The following is a 15556-nucleotide window of genomic DNA, read 5'->3' on the forward strand; positions in this document are numbered from 1 at the left end:
CTTTATTGCGTTCTGGAACGGCAGATTACTTTTCAGCCAGTTCCTTATCTTTTTTGGGTCCCTTCTTCGCCACCTTCTTGTCCGCTTCCTCCTTGCGGCTCAACTCGGCGGCGCTTTCGACCCTAAAAGTAAGCTCCCCTGCCTTCACACCAACAGAGACATGTCCACCTTTCGCCAGCTTGCCAAAGAGCAGTTCTTCGGACAGCGGCTTCTTGATACTCTCCTGAATAACCCGGGCAAGTGGCCGGGCGCCATAATTGACGTCATAACCCTTCTTGGCGAGCCATGTCGCGGCGGTGTCAGACAGCGAAATCGTGACATTCCGATCCTGTAACTGTGTTTCAAGCTGCAGAACGAACTTTTCGACAACACGGGAGACAACTTCCGGCGGCAGCGGTGCAAAAGGAATGGTCGCATCGAGACGGTTGCGGAATTCCGGGGTGAAGAGACGTTTAATCGCTTCCTCATCCTCGCCCTCGCGCACATCATTGCCAAAACCAATGGCCTGCTTGGTCATTTCATGAGCGCCCGCATTGGTCGTCATGATCAGAACCACATTTCGGAAATCCACCTGTTTGCCGTTGTTATCCGTCAGCTTGCCATGATCCATGACCTGCAGAAGAATATTAAACAGATCCGGATGCGCCTTCTCGATCTCATCCAACAGAAGGACCGAATGCGGTTGCTGATCAATGGCGTCGGTCAAGAGACCACCCTGATCAAACCCGACATAGCCCGGGGGTGCGCCAATCAGGCGGCTGACCGTATGCCGCTCCATATACTCAGACATATCGAAGCGGATCAGGTTGAGTCCCATGATAGAGGCTAGCTGCCGTGCAACTTCAGTCTTACCAACACCGGTCGGACCGGAGAAGAGATAAGAACCGATAGGCTTTTCAGGTTCGCGCAAACCCGCGCGCGCCAGTTTGATGGAACTTGCCAGCGCATCAATCGCTGCATCCTGACCGAAGACAACGCGTTGTAAGTCAACATCGAGCTTGCGCAGGTTGACTGTGTCTTCCTTGGAGACCGATTTCGGCGGTATCCGTGCGATTTTGGCGACCACAGCCTCGACATCTTTCACACCGATGGTTTTCTTGCGCTTGCTTTCTGCTTTCAACATCTGCGCCGCACCCACCTCGTCGATCACATCGATCGCCTTGTCCGGTAACTTGCGGTCATTGATATAGCGCGCGGAGAGTTCCACGGCCGTGCGAATGGCCTCCGCCGTGTAGCGGATCTTGTGATACTCCTCGAAATAGGGTTTCAGTCCCTTCAGGATCTTGATGCTATCCTCGACCGTCGGTTCGCGAACATCAATCTTCTGGAACCGCCGCAACAGTGCCCGGTCTTTTTCGAAATGACTGCGGAATTCCTTATAAGTCGTCGACCCGATGCAGCGGATTTCCCCGCTGGCGAGTGCCGGCTTGAGAAGGTTGGAGGCATCCATCGCCCCACCACTTGTCGCACCTGCGCCAACAATAGTGTGGATTTCATCGATAAAGAGGATGGCATCGTCCAGCCCCTGAAGCTCAGAGATGACTGCCTTCAGCCGTTCCTCAAAATCACCGCGATAACGGGTACCCGCCAGCAGCGATCCCATATCGAGGGAATAGATGACGGCAGGCAACAGTACGCTTGGCACATCCCCATGAACAATCCGACGAGCAAGGCCTTCGGCAATGGCCGTCTTGCCAACACCGGGATCACCCACATAAAGCGGGTTGTTCTTGGACCGGCGGCAGAGAACCTGGATCGTCCGCTCCACCTCATCGGCGCGACCAATCAGCGGGTCAATCTTGCCCGCAGCCGCCTTCTCATTCAGATTAACGCAGTAAGCGTCCAGCGCTTCGAGGTTTTCAGCTTTTTCCTCTTGCGGTGGAGTTTCTTCCTTTTCGGCCTTATAATCTCCCTCTACTCCTCGAATAGCACGGGCCGATTCCTTGCTCTGGTGCCTTGGCAACGCCATGGCTAATGTAGCTGATCGCGTCGAGGCGGGTCATCTCCTGCTTCTGCAGGAAGTAGGCCGCATGACTCTCCCGTTCAGAGAAGATCGCGACCAGAACGTTGGCGCCTGTCACCTCTTCCCGGCCAGAGCTTTCCACATTGATCAACGCGCGCTGAACCACCCGCTGGAAACTCAGCGTTGGGCGCGCCTCGACAAAGCCGTCCATGACCAAATCATCCAGTTCGTCGGTGATAAATGTCTCAAGGTCCCGACGCAGCAGATCAACATCCACATTGCACGCACGCATCACGGCGGCGGCGTCCTGGTCCTCGGTCAGGGAAAAAGTAAATGCTCCAGCATCGCGAATTCATGTCGGCGAGATGTCGCCAATGCCATTGCACGATGTAGAGTTTCTTCAAGTGAGTTGGAAAATCCGGGCACTATTCTTTCTCCATCGTACATTGTAAGGGGTGTTGATTTTCGCGTGCATAATCAATGACCTGGGCAACTTTGGTCTCGGCAATTTCATACGGGAACACCCCGCAATTACCGACGCCCTTCTGATGAACATGTAGCATCACCTGAACAGCGGTTTGCTCATCCATATTGAAGAACTTCTGGAGCACAAAGACAACGAACTCCATCGGTGTGTAATCATCATTCAACAACAACACACGCCAAAGAGACGGTTTTTTGGTTTTAGGCTTTGTCTTGGTGACTAGGCCTGTTCCCGTACCCCGGTCGTCTTCGTCTTTTTTATCGTTGCCGCTCATCTTCATTTTTATCCAACCAGATATGATAATATTCTTTCGCTCCATCTTGCTACGCCAGTCTGGCTTTAACTATAACCCTACGCCCACTTATTTAAGTATATATCTTATCAGGAAATTCAAAAAATATTATTACCGAAGGCAAAATTTTATAAAAAAGTGACCAACTTTCGTTTGGGCACGAAAAAAGGCCCGGAAGAATCCGGGCCTTTTCAAGACGCTTGAAATGTCAGCTGGCGTTAAGCCGGCTTCGAAAACATATCAAGGCTGGCTGCATACTGTGCGCCAAATGGCTCAACAACTGATTTCGCAGCTTCCGCAATGAGAGAGTTCAGCTTGCCTACTTCAGACATGTAGCTCTGCATGGATGTGCGAGCGAATTCAGTCTGAATTTCGACAGCCTTGGCAACATCTTCTGTTTCAGCAATTGTTTTCGTGACGTTGAAAACTTCCTGCAGCTGACCTGTACCGAAGTCGATCATTTCCGCGCCGATTTTTTCGCTTTTCTCGACGGCTGCGTTGCTTGCCTTTACGAAAGCCTCTGAGCTGTTCTTGTCATAGAACTGCGAACCTTCAAGAGACTTGATAGCTTTTTCAAAACCGGTCTTACCTTCGGCAATTGCCTTTTCGTAATTGGTCTTGAATGTTTCGGTGTTGGACTTGAATGCTTTTTCAGCAGCTTCAGTTCCATTAATAAAGGCTTCCTGAAGCGACTTGCGGCCGGTTGCGACCATTTCTTCAATTTCCTTAGTAACGACAGCCGGGTCAACGGTTGCGTTTGTAGTGGCTTTCTTTGTCATTGACTTAACCTTTCTGATTAGCGTCTCAAAATTTCTTTTGCTGCACTGCAACAATGTCACCTGTATATAATAGGGTGCTGATAAATGTCAATGATTTTTTTGTGCAGTGCAACAAAGAATAGAAAATATAATAATCTATTGATTTAATTATAATATTTTAAAAAATAACGCCTGATTTTTTTGAAAAACCCGCAAATGCAACAAAAATTTCACACCAAAATCTTGAAAAAGTCAGCCTCTTCAAAGATCCAAACCATTATCGCCAACCTGTAACGTGAAATATGTGCTGTCCCGCCCGCCATTGTAGTATCGCGATGACCGACCGAAAACCACAGGCACATAGGGTTCCTGAAATGGCACGCCGGTTTTATCCCCTTTCGACAGAACCTCGCGGAAAGGTAGCTTGGCTATGTCCGCATTGTCATCTGTCCAGGCATAATATTTAAAGTTGCCATCCCGGCAAACCATAGCAATCCAGTAGAACTCATCGGAATAGAGGATCTGCCCCTTGATGGCGGGTTGCTCAAATCCGGATTTGATCAGTGCCTGCTCAATAGCAATCAGATCCTTAAGGCTGATCACCTCCTTGCTTTCATGGGTCGCCTGCGGCCCACTGGTGCCTCCGGCCGCGAGCAGCCAATCCACATTGATACCGCCACGGAATGCGCGTGTGGTCTGTATCGCGGATTCAGATGTCGTAATTTGGAGGATATCATAGGTTCGCACCTGCTCATCATATATTGCGTTGTAGATCATCCGATAGCGGGCATTGCGCCCAGGTTCGCAGTTGGCGCGGATATCATCCCCATTGGCATAGGAAAACCATTGGAAAGGCCGGAAGATCGGGTTGTTCGTTCCCCCGTCCGAAGTACAGGAAGCGAGCAAAATGGACAGGCACAGAACCCGCAGACTTGTAGATACGACGTTCATCGGCCCTCTCCAGTCAATTAAATTAATAATGCTTACCAGATATTAACCATCCGCCTGTAAGATAAAAAGGATAAATCACGAAAATGCGATAATACACACACATCAAGAGGATAAGTTATTTTGTTGAGATACAGAGATAAAAAATTTATCGGGATTTTGATGGACATGATTCGCCGAATTTTTTACACTCCCTCAGGAACGGGAAATTCCGTGCGTAATCGTATTCGTATTCATAGTATTATAGGTAAGCCGTTGGTAAAGGTTTCAACAACAGCGACGTTCAGTGCCGGACAGGAAAATCTCCGGATAAAATTGCTTGCCATGGCAAAGGGACGAGTATTGTCTCAGCTGGTTGGTGGCATCTTGCTTCTCCTGACCGTGATGATGACTATACCGACTGCCGCAGAGGCCCGCTACGCCGCCGTTGTCATGGACAGCCGTACAGGCGAGGTGCTTTATTCACGCAATGCCGATGATCGGCTATACCCTGCATCCCTTACCAAAATCATGACCCTTTACATGACTTTCGATGCGCTTCAGCGTGGCAAACTCCGGCTGGATCAGAAACTGCCTGTCTCTGCCCGTGCGGCCGGTCAGGCGCCGACGAAGCTGGGACTGAAAAAGGGTCAGCAGATCACTGTGCGCGACGCAATGTTCGGCCTGATTACTAAATCTGCGAACGACGCCGCGACAGTTCTCGCCGAAAGCATGGCCAAGACGGAAGCCGCCTTTGCCCGTGACATGACGGCGAAAGCCAAAACACTCGGCATGAGACGGACGAGCTTTCGCAACGCCAGTGGCCTTCCCAACCGGCGACAAAAGAGCACAGCCCGCGACATGGCCATTTTGGGCGCTGCCCTGATTCATGATTTTCCGCAGTATTATCATTTCATGTCTCTGGAGAAATTTGACTACAAGGGCAAGGCCTTTAAAAATCACAACAACCTCCTGAAGAAGTACAAGGGTGCGGACGGTATCAAAACCGGCTATATTCGCGCGTCCGGCTTTAATCTGGTTGCCTCCGCCAAACGTGGCTCCAACCGGCTGGTCGGCGTCGTCTTTGGCGGACGCAGCGCGAAAAGCCGCGATATCCATATGGCCGCCCTCCTCGATAAAGGGTTCGGCCAGATTGAACAATTGCACCCGACCGTCGTCCCGCTGCCGATTGACAAGCCATTACAAATTGCGCTTGGCACGCCTCATAGCGGAACCGCAGAAATCAAGGTTGCCAGCACCGCAGCCACTCCCCTGCCCGTCGTGAACAAAGCTTCCACGAGTTATTCACATGTTCGCAATGTTGACGCAGTGAAGAGCACCCGCGCACAGCCTTCCGCCTTCCAGCCACGGCCATTAGAGAATACTAACTGGGCCATCCAGATTGGCGCATACAGCCTGATGACCACCGCCCGCGATCAAGTCTATAAGGCCGCCGCTCAGGCTGGCGGCATTCTGGAAGGAAGGCGCGTTAATATTGAGAAAGCTATTTCTGACGGCAAGCCTTTCTACCGAGCGCAACTTATCGGCTTTGAAGAGGCGGAGGCTCGCAAAGCCTGCAGCAACCTGGCAGAGCGACGCTTCTCCTGTTTCGTCGTCGCACCGGATTTACGGCTTCCAAACTATATCGCACAGAACAGTAACTCCTAACCCGCTAAAGGGCATTTAACGGGACCTTCAGATAGGAAACGCCGTTTTCCTCGGCTTCGGGGAAATGCCCGGCACGCATATTGACTTGGATAGACGGCAAGATCAGCACCGGCATAGAAAGAGTCGCATCGCGCTCTGTTCGCATTTTCACGAACTCTTCTTCTGATATTCCGTCATGGATGTGGATATTGTTCGCGCGCTGCTCGGCAACCGATGTCTCCCACGCGTAATCCCGACCATTTGGCCCATAATCATGGCACATAAAGAGCCGCGTTTCCGGGGGATAGGAAAAAATCTTCTGGATAGAGCGATATAATGTCCGTGCATCTCCTCCCGGAAAATCACACCGAGCCGTACCAAAGTCAGGCATAAACAATGTATCCCCAACGAACACGGCATCGCCGATTTTATAAATGATACAGGCTGGTGTGTGGCCCGGCGTCGCCATCACTTCGATGGTCATACCGCCAACCTCAACGGTCTCACCATCCTGGAACAAATGCTGAAACTGTGATCCATCGTCCGCAACTTCGTCGCCGCAATTGAAGACCTTTTTAAAGGTCGACTGGACTTCCTTTACGACACCGCCGATTCCGATGATGCCCCCCAGCTTTTCCTGTAAATAAGGTGCAGCGGTCAGATGGTCTGCATGGACATGGGTTTCCAGTATCCATTCAACATCCAGTTCCTGCGCCTTTACAAAATCGATGACCTCATCGGCCGCTGTCGTCGCCGTCCGCCCGGATGCGTTATCGTAATCCAGTGCACTATCGATAATAATAGCCTTCCGGCTGTCCGGATCTGACACAACATAGCTGACAGTAAACGTTGGCTTGTGAAAGAATGCCTTTACATCTGGATTCATCATTCGCTCCTCTCCGGGTAAGTCGCAGGAAGTTACTTTGTAATTTTTCATCATGCTTGACAATATATTCATATATACGTAGATATACAAGCATGAAGATTAAAGATATGAAACATTCCGCCTCCCGTGCCAGCAACCTGATGAAGGCCTTGTCGAGTGAAACCCGGCTATTGCTGCTCTGCCGGATGAGTGAGGGAGAGATCTCAGTCAATGAATTGGCGGAGGCACTGGATATGCGCTCCTCTTCTGTATCACAACAACTTGCCCTGCTCCGAAAGGATGGGTTTGTACAGACCCGACGTGAGGGTCAAACAATTTTTTACTCTCTCGACGGAGACGAGGCCAGACAGGTCATTTCCGTTCTGTACGCGCTATATTGTAAGACAGACAGACAAGGACAATTCTGAAATGGAAAACTTTACGCCCTATAGTTCACTGATCGGAGGCATTATCCTCGGGATTGCCGCGACGTTACTGCTTATGGCGGGCCGGATTGCCGGAATCAGCGGAATTCTATCTAACCTAATTCCTCCTCAATCAAATGACGCTCTCTGGCGGATCCTGTTTATTGCCGGGCTCATCGTCGGAGCCGCCGCTTATCCTCTCTTCGGTGGTGATATGTCATTTCTGAACATCAATCCCTATCAACTTTCTGACAATGCTCATTATGCCCTTCTTGTCGTTGCAGGGCTTCTGGTCGGAGCTGGTACCTATGTCGGTGCGGGCTGCACCAGCGGGCATGGCATCTGCGGTCTCGGCCGTCTTTCGCTGCGATCCCTGACCGCTGTCATGATTTTCATGGCTGTCGCGGTTGTTACTGTTTTCATCATGCGCACCGTAGTGGGAGGCTAACCATGTTCAATATCATCAGTCTGATATCCGGCCTTCTATTCGGGTTTGGCCTCGCTCTCTCCGGCATGGTCAGCCCCGGCAAGGTCATTGGCTTTCTCGATCTGACAGGTAACTGGGACCCGAGTCTTGCCTTTGTAATGGGCGGCGGCGTTCTTGTCACCGTCATCACTTTCCGTTTCATCCTGAAGCAGCCCTCCCCTTTCTTTGGCAAGGAATTCAAGCTGCCCACTAAGACGGATCTGGATAAATATCTCATCTCTGGCGCCGTTCTTTTCGGTCTTGGCTGGGGTCTCGGCGGTCTGTGTCCCGGTCCGGCGCTCAGTTCTCTCGCCTATGGCAACCCAAAGATTTTTGTCTTTGTCGGGGCGATGATCGCGGGCATTGTTGTCGCCAAAGTCCTGACAGGGGCCTTTAAAAAGACATCATAAGGGCGGGCTGGTATTTTCTCGTTTATGTCACGGCCAAACTTGGGTAATCTGTCGGCCGGATATAAATAAAAACAACGGGAAATATCATGTCATCATCCAATAAAGTTGCCATTGTTACCGGATCTGCCACAGGCGCAGGAGCCGCGATCGCCCTCGCGCTCGCGGACAAGGGCTATAATGTTGTGATCAACTATACAAAAAGCCTGAAGGAAGCCGAAGAAACTGAAGCAGCTTGCGCCGCTAAGGGCGTCGAGACGCTTTTGTTCCAGGGCGACGTTTCCAAGGACGACGACTGCCGTGCCATGGCCAAGGCCGCGGCAGACAAATGGGGTCGGCTCGACGTGCTGGTCAACAATGCGGGTAAGACGAAATTCGTCGCCCATAGCGATCTCGACGGGCTGAGCGCCGATGATTTTCATGATATCTACAGCGTCAACACCATCGGACCGTTCCAGATGTCCCGCGCCGTCGCTCCCTATATGAAGAAAACCGGCAAGGGCTCCATCGTTATGATTTCCTCCGTCGCGGGAACGAACGGTATCGGCTCCAGTATTGCCTATGTCGCCTCTAAGGGGGCGCTTAACTCGATGACCAAGGCCCTCGCCCGGACGATGGGCCCGGAAATTCGGGTCAATTCGATCTGCCCCGGCTTTATCGAAACCCGCTGGCTCTTGCAGGGTTATGGCGAGGATAAATATGACGCCTACAAAAAGAAGCTGGTCCGCGATGTACCGCTGAAAGCCGTCTGCCAGCCGGAGGATATTGCCGACGCTGTTCTTTGCTTTACCGAAGGTGGCCACATGATCACCGGCGAAATTGTCATCGTCGACGGCGGCATGCATCTGGGCGCCTAATCCGCGCTGGTGCCCCCTCTTCCCGACGATATCGCCCGCGCCCTCGGCTATCCCTATCCGAGGCCCGCGGGTTCCTTCCTCTTTTCCGGCGGCGCAGCACAAGGCCTACCGCCGGAGAAAGATTTTAGCGGAAGAATACCGGTGCTTGCTTGCGGCTCCAACGGATCGCCGGTACAGCTGCTCCGTAAATACGGCACGTCGCCAGATCTTCATATTCCGGTGACGGCGGCGAAACTCCATGACATCTGCTGCAGCTATTCGGCGCATTTTTCCGGCTACGGATCGGTCGCCGCGGCCCTGCACGCCGCTCCGGGTGCTATCACAAATGCCCATATCACCTGGCTGAACGAGCAAGAACTCACCCGTATGCATGAAACCGAAGCCATTGGGCAGAACTACCGCTTCGTCAGGATGGATGGGATCGATATATCTTGTACGCAGCATGGAACCATCGACACCGTCCACGCTTATATCAGCCTCCACGGAAGCCTGCTTCTGGACGGGTCGCCAGTCACACTCGGCGGCATTGATTGTGAGGGTGCACCCTTCCCGATTCTGGATCAACAGGCCCTTCAGTCCCGTCTTCGCGATTCCCTCGCGCCCGGAATGGACCTTCATGATTTTATCCGGCAAAATATAACGGATGCAAACATCAGGGCGAAGAGAACCTCCCTCCTTGCCCAGCACGCCCAAGTATTTGACCATCCCGGCATGACAACACTCCTTGAACAGGTGTAACATAATGAACAATCTGACTGCAGACCGCCCAACCTTTGTTTCTCATCTTGAATGCAGCATGACCGGGAAGATCTACCCCGCTGACACGCTCCATAACCTGTCAGACGATGGCTGGCCACTTCTTGTGCGATATGACCTTGCAAAGCTGAAGGAAGCACTCACCAAGGAAACCCTCGCAACCCGCCCACAGGATATTTGGAGATACCGTGAATTTCTTCCCGTTCGGCGGACAGAAAATATTGTCTCTTTGGGAGAGATTACCACACCGCTGATATCCCTTTCCGGCGACGCGCCCCTCTATGTCAAAGATGAAAGCCGCCTGCCGACGGGTTCCTTCAAGGCCCGCGGCCTTGTTATGGCGGTCAGTATGGCCAAGGAACTCGGCGTCCGCAAAACGGCCATGCCGACGAATGGAAATGCCGGCGCTGCCCTAAGCGCATATGCCGCACGCGCAGGGATGGAAAGCTATATTTTCTGTCCGTCCGACACACCGGAAATCAATATGTCGGAAACAGGCCTTCAAGGAGCAAACCTGTTTCGCGTCAACGGGTTGATCAACGACTGCGGAAAGATTGTTGGGGAGGGAAAGGCTGCAACGGGGTGGTTTGATGTCTCCACCCTTAAGGAGCCATACCGCATTGAAGGCAAGAAAACCATGGGGCTGGAACTTGCAGAACAGTTTAATTGGGAATTGCCGGATGCCATTTTCTACCCCACCGGAGGCGGCACGGGATTGATCGGTATGTGGAAAGCCTTTGACGAGTTGGAGGCAATCGGCTGGATCGGCTCAAAAAGACCCAAGATGTTCGCTGTTCAGGCAGAAGGCTGCGCGCCGATCGTGCGAGCCTATGAAGAGGGCAAGGAACATGCCGAACTGTGGCAGGATGCGCATACCGTGGCCGCGGGTATACGGGTTCCGGCGGCCATCGGCGACTTCCTGATACTGCGCGCCGTCCGGGCAAGTGGCGGCGCCGCGATTGCCGTGTCCGATGCCGCAATCGAAGATGCACGCGCCACCGTTGCCGGGCGAGACGGCCTTCTTCTCTGTCCGGAAGGAGCTGCAACCTATGCCGCCTATCAGTTTGCGCGGACCAGAGGCCTTGTTTCGGATACCGACAAGACCGTCCTGTTTAATTGTGCAACGGGATTGAAATATCCGATGCCGAAAGCCGGAACATCGCTCGACCGGAACAAAGCAATCGATTACAGCGCGATGGGGCAGAACTGACGTGAAACGTACTGCTACTGCACTCCTCATCGGCGGGATTGGCGGGGCCCTCTTTTTTATTGCCGATCTCCCGCTCGCCTGGATGCTGGGCTCGATGGTGTTCTCCACTATCGCGGCGCTGCGCGGTTTCAATCTCGCGGTAAATGGAACCTTACGTAAAATAATGACCGCAATCCTCGGCGTCATGCTTGGCAGTGGCTTTACAACAGAGACATTTACCGCCATGGGCCGGTGGAGCGGCGGGCTCCTCCTCCTTGTAGTGAGCGTCGTGATATCGATGGCGCTGGTCTATATCTTCTATCGCCGTGTGGGTAAATTTGATCCCACCACTGCCTACTTCTCCGCGGCTCCCGGCGGTCTAAACGTCATGTATGAAGTTGGTGAGGCGAAGGGCGGCCATGGCCCGACAATCGCGCTGATTCATGCATCACGCATCCTGATCCTGGTGATGACTGTTCCGATGATCTTCCGCTATGGGGTCACATTGGAAGGGACGGCCCAGACCGTGTCACTGTTCGGCTCAATTCAGGATATTGCAGGGGACGGCTGGCTGCTCGTTGCGACGCTGATCGGCTATGGTGGCGGCTATCTATGCCGCCTGCCTGCCTATCACCTGATGGGACCTCTGTTGGCGACGGCAGCCTTTCAAATGGCCGGGATAACGGACGTTTCGCCCCCGATGATACTTGTCTATGCGTCGCAATTGGTGATTGGAACAGCGATTGGCGCGCGTTTTCTTGGCACCCGTTTTCGCGACATCCGGCATGTCATCGGGCTCAGCTTCGCCTCAACCACCTTGATGGTTCTGATTGCCGCCATCTTCGCCTATTTCTTTGCCGAGACCATCGGCGTTAGTATTCCTGGAATAATTCTCGCCCTCAGCCCCGGTGGCCTTGCGGAGATGTCACTGGTCGCCCTCGCCCTTGGGATTGACGTTGCCTTCGTCTCCACCATGCATGTTATCCGGATCAGCCTGATCATCGCGCTGGTGCCTATGGCATTCTCCGCAATCGAGCGGCGTCTGACCGGTCAGGCAAAGTAATAGCGCTCAGGCCCTCGCCCGCCGTTCCACGCGCGGATAGACGACGGCCAGCGTCACGGCCCGAACAACGAAGAACACGACCAGCGCCCCCCAGAGCCCCTGCGTCCCCCACTGCTCGCCAAAAACATGCATCGCCGCCATATAGGCAATGAAGGAAATGATCATGCCATTGCGCATCTCCTTCGACTGCACCGCGCCGATGAAAATACCGTCGATCTGATAGGACCAGATAGCAACCAGCGGCATGAAAATGAGCCAAGGAAGAAACTCATTCGCGCGCGCGCGCACATCATCAATGCCAGTAAGTAAATCGATAATCGCGGAACCAAACACCAGATAAACCAGCGCATAAAGGCAGGCAACGATCAGCGCCCAAAATCCGGTGACATAGACAATCTCCCGCAGCTTGTCAGGCCGCTTCGCCCCGATGGCCGTACCGATCATCCCCTCCGCCGCGAAAGCGAAGCCGTCCAGACCGAAGGCCATGAAATGGATGAAATTCATCAGCACCGCGACGGCCGCCAGCGTGACATCCCCCTCTTTCGCGGCTTGGGCGGTGAAATAGGCGAAGGCGAAGATCAACAGAATGGTGCGGATGAAAATATCAAGATTGACAGCCAGAAGCCGTCCCATCTTGGCAAGGGACAGGATCGCTGAGCGTTTCCATACACCACCAATCTGCGCAAGTTCCCGCCGGACGATATAGAGCCCCAGCAGAAGCGCCAGGGATTCTGAAATCGCCGTCGCTGCCGCGACACCGATGACATTCCAGCTAAAACCGATAACAAAGATCAGGTCGAGAATGATATTCAGGCCGTTCATGAATATCTGAACGGTGAGCGCCGCTTTCGTATTGCGGATGCCGATAAAGAACCCCATCAACGCATAATTGGCAAGAACCGCCGGCGCACCCCAGATTCGGACATAGAAATAATCCGCCGCCCCGCCCTCAACGAGGGGCGAACCTTCGATCATCAAAAGCGACAGCCACAGGACCAATCCCTGTATAAGCAGGACAACGACGGCGATGATCGTAGAAAGGATGATCGCCCGCGCGAGTACCGAGCGGATTTCCGTCGCATCCCCCTCACCGGAGGCCTGGGCGATAAATCCCGTCGTCCCCATGCGGAGAAACCCGAACCCCCAATAGAGGAAGCTGAAAATAAGCGCGCCTATGGCGACCGATCCAATATAATGGGCCTCGGGCAGATGGCCGACAACGGCGGTATCCACGGCCCCCAACAGCGGAACGGAGGAATTGGACAGGATAATCGGCCAGACCAGACGCCATGTCTCGCGGTGGCTCGGCAGGGAGAAAAAAGCGGATACTGTCATCAGAAACCAAAATAATCGCGGACGCGGTAGCCCATCATGGCGACAGGCAGGAACCAGGGCCTGCCGTTATAATAGAAACGATCCTCCAGCGGCAAGCCGTCAAAGGCTGTCTCCCCGTCCGGATCACCGAGAATTTTAAGCGCAGCCTTATGTCCGAAATAACCCGACATCGCCACGCCCGAGCCGCAATAACCCATGGCGTAGAAAATACCTTCATGCTCCCCGATCGTCGGCATGGCGGCAAAGTCATAGGCGACATTACCGGACCAGACATGGCTGACCGCCGTCGACCGGAGCGCCGGAAATATCTGATCCAGCGTCTTTTTGAGGGAGCGGGCCTGCACCTCCGGAGTGGCGGGAAAGATGGTCGGACGCGCACCAAGCAGCACCCTGCGTCCATCTGGTGAGGGACGGTAGTAGCTCAGCATCTTGCGCGTATCCGTAATCATCCGTTTTGTCGGAAACAGGCTAGCGACCAGATTCTCGGAAAGTTCCTCGGTCGCGATCATGGTGCTCCCGACCGGGAAAACACGTTTCTGTATATAGGGAAGGAGCCCGCCGCCATAGCCATTGGTAGCGATCAGCAACGCCCGCGCCGCCAGTTCACCTCGCGCGGTGCGGACCGCAAAGCCTGTTGGTTTTTTTGTAACTTCTTCCGCCCGGAGCGGCGCAATGATCTGCGCCCCGGCCCGCATTGCGGCATTCGTCAGGCCCGTCACATATTTCGCCGGATGTAACCCGCCCGTATGATGCTGCCTAAGCCCGCCCTTATATCCGGCACTATCAACATCCTCTCCATAATCATTCGCCCCGACCATCTCTTCGGGAATATCGAGATATTTTTGCCGAACCTCAAAATCGTGGCTCATGCGGCGATAATGTTTCTCAAGCACGGCGGGGTAAAAGCGGCCGGTCAGTGCTAGATCGCAGTCGATCCCTTCTTCCTCAATGCGCTCTGCAATAAAATCAACGGAAGCCAACGCTTCCTTATAAATGGCACAGCCTTTTTCCGCGCCATAGCTGTTGATCAGGCCGGAAAGCCCAGGTTTGAGTAAATTGCCGATCATGCCGCCATTGCGTCCGCTGGCACCATATCCCGGCATTTCCGCATCAAGAACCGTGACCTTCTGTCCATTTTTGGCAAGAGTGAGCGCCGCCGACAGCCCCGTATAGCCGCCGCCGATGATCAGCACATCACTGACGCCGTCCGGCAACACTGTGCCGGTGGGTTCCGGCCTTGCGGCATCCCACCAGAAAGGGTCGGTTTTCATTGGCTGTCTCCGTATCAACTCACTTTTTTAATCATTCTTGTCCCGCGGTCCGCCGAAGAGCAAGCCTAATTGCCTTTGAATTGAATTTTTCTTCAAAAACACCTATCTAAGGGGTAATGATCGGCAAATGGGGAAAGCTCGGCTTGGCCAAAAATATAGAGAAATCTGATAAAAAGTCCGGCAAGGATGACGTCACCGAGTTTTTGAAGAAAGTCGCGGCCGCCCCGGTGCGGGCACCGACAGGCAAGAACGGACGGCTGATATTCTCGATCGACGCCACGGCAAGCCGCCAACCAACCTGGGACAGAGCATCGCATCTACAACATGAAATGTTCGAAGAGGCCGGCTCAATCGGCGGGCTGGAACTTCAGATCGCCTTTTTTCGGGGCTTTGGCGAATTCAAGGCAACCAAATGGACGACCGACAGTCAGGCCCTAATCCGTCCGATGTCTCGCGTGTTCTGCCTTGGCGGCCATACACAGATCGAGAAAGTGCTGAAACATACCCTCCGCCAGACGAAAAAGGACCGCGTCAATGCCCTTGTCTATATAGGTGACTGCATGGAGGAAGATGCGGACCAGCTCTGCCATCTCGCCGGGCAGCTCGGGATGTTGAAGGTTCCGATATTCCTGTTTCAGGAAGGACATGACACGATCGCGGAAAATTGCTTCCGCCAGATGGCACGGCTTTCGGGCGGGGCCTATTGTCGTTTTGACAGTGCCAGCGCAGCTACACTCCGCAACTTGCTTCGGGCTGTTGCTGCCTATGCCGCCGGAGGGCGCAAGGCCCTCAGCGATTTCAGCAAGAAATCTGGCGGCGAGGCAAAGCTCCTCCTACAGCAGATAAAGTAA

At 53.5% G+C, this 15556-nt stretch carries 15 protein-coding genes and 1 pseudogene; 9 read left to right on the forward strand and 7 right to left on the reverse strand.

The genetic code is table 11. The annotated features are described in order from the left end of the window. Positions 1-25 precede the first annotated feature (25 nt). The 4 genes and pseudogenes from clpA to AC0L73_RS04550 all read right to left on the reverse strand — a co-directional run bounded on the left by clpA (position 26) and on the right by AC0L73_RS04550 (position 4448). Positions 26-2389 (reverse strand): annotated as a pseudogene (clpA, locus tag AC0L73_RS04535) (ATP-dependent Clp protease ATP-binding subunit ClpA). Beyond that, positions 2389-2721, reverse strand: a complete 333-nt coding sequence (clpS, locus tag AC0L73_RS04540) for an ATP-dependent Clp protease adapter ClpS (protein WP_265334816.1) — start codon at positions 2719-2721, stop codon at positions 2389-2391. Before clpS ends, clpA begins: the two are co-directional and overlap by 1 nt. Before the next feature lie 236 nt (positions 2722-2957). Continuing rightward, a complete protein-coding gene (locus AC0L73_RS04545) occupies positions 2958-3518 on the reverse strand; it encodes a phasin family protein (RefSeq protein WP_227949891.1) in 561 nt (186 codons plus the stop codon). 240 nt (positions 3519-3758) lie between these two features. After that, on the reverse strand, positions 3759-4448 hold the full coding sequence (locus AC0L73_RS04550) for a hypothetical protein (protein ID WP_473654990.1): 690 nt from the start codon (positions 4446-4448) through the stop codon (positions 3759-3761). A 210-nt stretch (positions 4449-4658) separates the two neighbouring features. Between AC0L73_RS04550 and AC0L73_RS04555 the strand changes: the two genes are divergently transcribed. Then, positions 4659-6092, forward strand: coding sequence for a serine hydrolase (locus AC0L73_RS04555; protein ID WP_227949887.1), 1434 nt, complete (start codon positions 4659-4661; stop codon positions 6090-6092). A gap of 4 nt (positions 6093-6096) precedes the next feature. Here the strand turns inward: AC0L73_RS04555 and AC0L73_RS04560 are convergent, their stop codons facing one another. Continuing rightward, a complete protein-coding gene (locus tag AC0L73_RS04560; RefSeq protein WP_415776517.1) occupies positions 6097-6957 on the reverse strand; it encodes an MBL fold metallo-hydrolase in 861 nt (286 codons plus the stop codon). 92 nt (positions 6958-7049) lie between these two features. Here AC0L73_RS04560 and AC0L73_RS04565 point away from each other — a divergent pair, with 92 nt between their 5' ends. From AC0L73_RS04565 to AC0L73_RS04595, 7 genes are all read left to right on the forward strand, one after another. After that, the gene (locus tag AC0L73_RS04565) at positions 7050-7364 is read left to right on the forward strand and encodes an ArsR/SmtB family transcription factor (RefSeq protein WP_227949883.1); all 315 of its coding nucleotides are present in this window, start codon (positions 7050-7052) and stop codon (positions 7362-7364) included. A gap of 1 nt (position 7365) precedes the next feature. Continuing rightward, positions 7366-7809: a YeeE/YedE family protein gene (locus AC0L73_RS04570; protein WP_227949881.1), complete on the forward strand. Its 444-nt coding sequence runs from the start codon at positions 7366-7368 to the stop codon at positions 7807-7809. Positions 7810-7811: 2 nt separating this feature from the next. Continuing rightward, a complete protein-coding gene (locus tag AC0L73_RS04575; protein ID WP_473654991.1) occupies positions 7812-8237 on the forward strand; it encodes a DUF6691 family protein in 426 nt (141 codons plus the stop codon). An 86-nt stretch (positions 8238-8323) separates the two neighbouring features. Next, complete coding sequence (locus tag AC0L73_RS04580; RefSeq protein WP_473654992.1) at positions 8324-9091, forward strand: SDR family NAD(P)-dependent oxidoreductase; 768 nt, start codon at positions 8324-8326, stop codon at positions 9089-9091. A gap of 9 nt (positions 9092-9100) precedes the next feature. Next, positions 9101-9829, forward strand: coding sequence for a hypothetical protein (locus AC0L73_RS04585; RefSeq protein ID WP_473654993.1), 729 nt, complete (start codon positions 9101-9103; stop codon positions 9827-9829). 4 nt (positions 9830-9833) lie between these two features. Next, positions 9834-11057, forward strand: a complete 1224-nt coding sequence (locus tag AC0L73_RS04590; protein ID WP_473654994.1) for a threonine synthase — start codon at positions 9834-9836, stop codon at positions 11055-11057. 1 nt (position 11058) lies between these two features. After that, on the forward strand, positions 11059-12099 hold the full coding sequence (locus tag AC0L73_RS04595; protein WP_473654995.1) for an AbrB family transcriptional regulator: 1041 nt from the start codon (positions 11059-11061) through the stop codon (positions 12097-12099). 6 nt (positions 12100-12105) lie between these two features. Here AC0L73_RS04595 and AC0L73_RS04600 read toward each other — a convergent pair whose 3' ends face one another. Both AC0L73_RS04600 and AC0L73_RS04605 read right to left on the reverse strand, forming a co-directional pair. After that, the gene (locus tag AC0L73_RS04600) at positions 12106-13434 is read right to left on the reverse strand and encodes an MATE family efflux transporter (RefSeq protein WP_473654996.1); all 1329 of its coding nucleotides are present in this window, start codon (positions 13432-13434) and stop codon (positions 12106-12108) included. Further along, positions 13434-14705 (reverse strand): NAD(P)/FAD-dependent oxidoreductase, encoded by a 1272-nt coding sequence (locus AC0L73_RS04605; protein WP_473654997.1) that lies wholly within the window; start codon positions 14703-14705, stop codon positions 13434-13436. Before AC0L73_RS04605 ends, AC0L73_RS04600 begins: the two co-directional genes overlap by 1 nt. A gap of 143 nt (positions 14706-14848) precedes the next feature. On the opposite strand from AC0L73_RS04605, the gene AC0L73_RS04610 reads away from it, so the two are divergent. Then, positions 14849-15556 carry a hypothetical protein gene (locus tag AC0L73_RS04610; RefSeq protein ID WP_227949864.1) on the forward strand — a complete coding sequence of 236 codons (708 nt, stop codon included), beginning with the start codon at positions 14849-14851 and terminating at the stop codon, positions 15554-15556.

The sequence above is a fragment of the Sneathiella sp. D3-11 genome, assembly GCF_055809395.1.

What these genes read in the sequence shown, in the direction of transcription:
- AC0L73_RS04570 (WP_227949881.1), top strand. Translation starts at nt 7,366, where the DNA reads ATGGAAAACTTTACGCCCTATAGTTCACTGATCGGAGGCATTATCCTC.
- AC0L73_RS04600 (WP_473654996.1), bottom strand. Translation starts at nt 13,434, where the DNA reads ATGACAGTATCCGCTTTTTTCTCCCTGCCGAGCCACCGCGAGACATGG.
- AC0L73_RS04560 (WP_415776517.1), bottom strand. Translation starts at nt 6,957, where the DNA reads ATGAATCCAGATGTAAAGGCATTCTTTCACAAGCCAACGTTTACTGTC.
- AC0L73_RS04590 (WP_473654994.1), top strand. Translation starts at nt 9,834, where the DNA reads ATGAACAATCTGACTGCAGACCGCCCAACCTTTGTTTCTCATCTTGAA.
- AC0L73_RS04550 (WP_473654990.1), bottom strand. Translation starts at nt 4,448, where the DNA reads ATGAACGTCGTATCTACAAGTCTGCGGGTTCTGTGCCTGTCCATTTTG.
- AC0L73_RS04580 (WP_473654992.1), top strand. Translation starts at nt 8,324, where the DNA reads ATGTCATCATCCAATAAAGTTGCCATTGTTACCGGATCTGCCACAGGC.
- clpS (WP_265334816.1), bottom strand. Translation starts at nt 2,721, where the DNA reads ATGAGCGGCAACGATAAAAAAGACGAAGACGACCGGGGTACGGGAACA.
- AC0L73_RS04565 (WP_227949883.1), top strand. Translation starts at nt 7,050, where the DNA reads ATGAAGATTAAAGATATGAAACATTCCGCCTCCCGTGCCAGCAACCTG.
- AC0L73_RS04545 (WP_227949891.1), bottom strand. Translation starts at nt 3,518, where the DNA reads ATGACAAAGAAAGCCACTACAAACGCAACCGTTGACCCGGCTGTCGTT.
- AC0L73_RS04575 (WP_473654991.1), top strand. Translation starts at nt 7,812, where the DNA reads ATGTTCAATATCATCAGTCTGATATCCGGCCTTCTATTCGGGTTTGGC.
- AC0L73_RS04605 (WP_473654997.1), bottom strand. Translation starts at nt 14,705, where the DNA reads ATGAAAACCGACCCTTTCTGGTGGGATGCCGCAAGGCCGGAACCCACC.